The organism is Aquitalea sp. ASV11, assembly GCF_016429185.1.
In the GTDB taxonomy this organism is placed as follows: domain Bacteria; phylum Pseudomonadota; class Gammaproteobacteria; order Burkholderiales; family Chromobacteriaceae; genus Aquitalea; species Aquitalea pelogenes.
Window position 1 is genome coordinate 1 of sequence record NZ_JAELUD010000131.1, and the last position, 3,165, is coordinate 3,165.

The window sequence follows — 3,165 nt, forward strand, 5'->3', positions numbered from 1 at the left end:
ACCTGATTGAGATCAAGTTCACTGAGTTTGATGCGCGGTGCCCGGGCATAATCGCGGAAGGCATCCACCATGTTCTTCAGTGCCGCCACCTGCTTGATGATGGTGTCGGTAGAGCGTTTGAGCATGTCCGCATCGGCAGTTTCAAGCTTGGCGGAAAGCTTCATCGCCAGGCGCTCGGCCGACAGCTGGATGGGCGTGAGCGGATTGCGGATTTCATGCGCCAGCCGCTTGGCCACTTCGCCCCAGGCCGCATCCCGCTGGGCCCGCGCCAGCTCGGTAATGTCGTCGAACACCACAACATAACCGCTTCCGGAGCGTTCGGGCAAGCGGGCACCGCGTACCAGCAGGCTGCGCGCACCCTGCCCGGTCATGTAATCGAGCTGGGTTTGCCATTCTTCTTCCTGCTTGTTTTCACCATGTTGCAGCATGGTATCCACCAGGGGAATCAAGGCCGGAACCCGGGTGGACCACTGCTCGACCGGGTAGGGCACCAGCTCGGAAAAATCCACACCCAGAATGCGTCCGGCACTGGTATTGGCCGCGCGCAGTTGCCAGGCCGCATCCAGTGCGATCACCCCGGCGGAGAGATTGGCCAGAATGCTTTCCAGGTAAAGCTTGCCGCTTTCCAGCGCCTGTTGGGTCTGGTTGGCCGTCTGGCGCGCTTCATCCAGCTGCTGGGTCATGCGGTTGAACAGCGTGGTGAGCATGCCAAGCTCGTCACGGCGGTATACCGGGTGGCGTTTGGAGAAGTCACCTTGCGCCACCGCGCGGGTACCTGCGGCCAGCTCGGACAGCGGCGCGGACAGGCGTTCTGACAGAAACAGGGCAAATGCCAGCGCTGAAGTCAGCGCCAGCAGACAGGCCAAGGCCAGTGTCAGCATGTAAAAGGTTTTCAGCCCATCTCGCGACAACAGCAGCTGGTGGTATTCGGAGCGCGCGGTTTCAATCTGCTCGGCATCACGGGCAATGGACTGCGGCGCAGCCTGCACCACTTGCAACACGCGCCATTCGCCTTCCAGCGTGCGATAGGGCAGCAATACGCGCAGGGTGAGTCCGGCGGCATCATTCTCCACCGATTTGCTGCCCTGCCGCAGCTTCAGGCCGCGCAGGGCATCGCGGGATGGGGCCTGCGGCAATTGCCGGGTATTGCTGCTGGCAAAGTTGAGCAGTTGTCCGGATTTGTTGAAGATGGCCACCTCGCGCAAGCCCAGTTGTTCGCGCAGGCGCTCCAGCCGGGACGGCAGCATCAGGGACGGCATGCCGTCAATATCGTCCAGCACCACGCGGCTCTTGCGGGCCACATCTTCCAGTACGTAGTTGAGCGCGCCCTTGCCCAGCTCCAGCCCGCGATCCAGCGCGGACTCTACCCGCACGTCAAACCAGCTTTCGATACTGCGCGTCAGGAATTGTGCGGAAATGGTGAACACCAGCATGCCCGGCACTAGGGCGACCACGGCAAACATCATCACCAGACGCTGGGTCAGCTTGGCACCGAACACCCGGCCCTTCACCCGCTGGCGCAGCCGCAAGAGCTGCCGCCCCACCACGGCCAGCAGGCCGACCAGCAACAGGCTGTTGAGCCCGAACACCCACCAGTAGTATTCGGCCAGCTTGGAGGCATTGCCGGTGGCAATGGCCAGCAGGTAGAGCATGATGGCCCCGAACGTCGCCAGCGCAATGGCGGCGTAGCGCATCAGCTACCTTCTTTCATGGTGATGCTGGTCCAGTTGGAGGACAGGCTCCATTCGCCGGAGCCAAGGGCATTGAGCTGGAAGGGCTTGGGCAGCTCGCTGATGTCCAGCACCAGTCGCACCCGGCCTGCCACGCTGCCGGGGTTGCGCGGATCGAGCGCACCGCTTTGCAACACGCGCCAGTCCTGGATGGAACCCAGGGCACCCATGGCCTCGGACAGGGAACGGTAATAATTTGAAAAACTGCCGATGGTGACGCGATAGCGGCTGGTCAGGGACTGATAGGACAGCTTGAACGTGAGGCTGGCGTGTGGCTCGAACCACTCTTTCAGATTGAGGTAATAGGCGGTACTGCGCGGCCGGGTCAGTTCGAACTCCAGCCGGAAGGTCAAGGTGACACCTTGTGCCAGCGCATCATTCAGGCTGCTGGATAACTTGGTCTGGAAGCGGGTGCTGAGCGAAAGCTGGCCATCTTGCGTCAGCTCGGCATCGGCACGGCGCGCCAGAATGCCATCGGCCTGCGCCGTGGGAACGGCACAGACCAATAGCCATAGCAACAGGCTAATGCTTCGCAAGCAGCGCGTAATAGAAACCGTCATGACGCTCACAGGGCAACAGTTGTTGCTGATTCAGGCATTCGGCATCGGCATGACGTGCCAGGAATGCAGCCAACTGCTGCTGATTTTCTTCCGGAAAAATCGAGCACGTAGCGTATAGCATTTTCCCGCCGGGCGCGAGTAGCCCCCATAGCGTGTCAACCATCTGCGCCTGCTGGGCAGCCAGGGTGGCAAAATCGCCCGGACGGCGCAGCCACTTGATGTCCGGATGACGACGCACGACGCCGGAAGCCGAGCACGGCACATCGGCCAGAATGCGATCGAAGGGCTTGCCGTCCCACCAGTCAGCCGCCTGCCCGGCATCGGCCGCATGCAGGCTGGCGTGCAAGCCACCACGCTGCAGGTTTTCCGCCACCCGTTGCAATCGCTGCGGGTCGATATCCAGCGCGGTCATCTCCACATCTGCCATTTCCAGCATATGACATGTTTTGCCACCCGGCGCGGCACAGGCATCCAGCACGCGCTGTCCGGCGTGCAGGTCCAGCAGGCGGGCAGCCTGCTGCGCGCCCCAGTCCTGTACCGACACCACGCCGTCAGCAAAACCCGGCAGTTCGCGCACATTCACCGGTTTGTCCAGCAGGATACCGCTGGCGTCATCCAGTGCTGTCGCCCCCATGCCCAACGCTTCGAGTTCGGCCAGATAGGCGGCCACAGTGCTCTTGCGGGCGTTGACGCGCAGCGTCATCGGCGGATGGCTGTTATTCCATTCTAGGATGGACGACCACTCTTGCGGATAGGCCTGCTGGATGGCTTTCACCCACCAGCGCGGGTGATTGGTGGCAGCTTCCAGATCTTTCTGCGCCAGGCGCAGCATTTCCTCGCGCTGGCGCAAGAAGTTGCGCAGCACGCCATTGACC

General features: G+C 62.1%; 3 protein-coding genes. All 3 read right to left on the minus strand.

Going from position 1 to position 3,165, the window contains the following annotated elements; all coding sequences use genetic code 11:
• On the minus strand, window positions 1–1,694 hold a 1,694-nt coding region (locus JHD62_RS21170), incomplete at its 3' end, for a HAMP domain-containing protein (protein ID WP_199104543.1).
• On the minus strand, window positions 1,694–2,248 hold the full coding sequence (locus JHD62_RS21175) for a DUF4390 domain-containing protein (protein WP_045846400.1): 555 nt from the start codon (window positions 2,246–2,248) through the stop codon (window positions 1,694–1,696). The genes JHD62_RS21175 and JHD62_RS21170, both read right to left, overlap by 1 nt.
• Before the next feature lie 4 nt (window positions 2,249–2,252).
• Window positions 2,253–3,165 (minus strand): 16S rRNA (cytosine(967)-C(5))-methyltransferase RsmB (rsmB, locus tag JHD62_RS21180; RefSeq protein WP_199104545.1); only part of this gene is annotated, 913 nt, incomplete at its 5' end.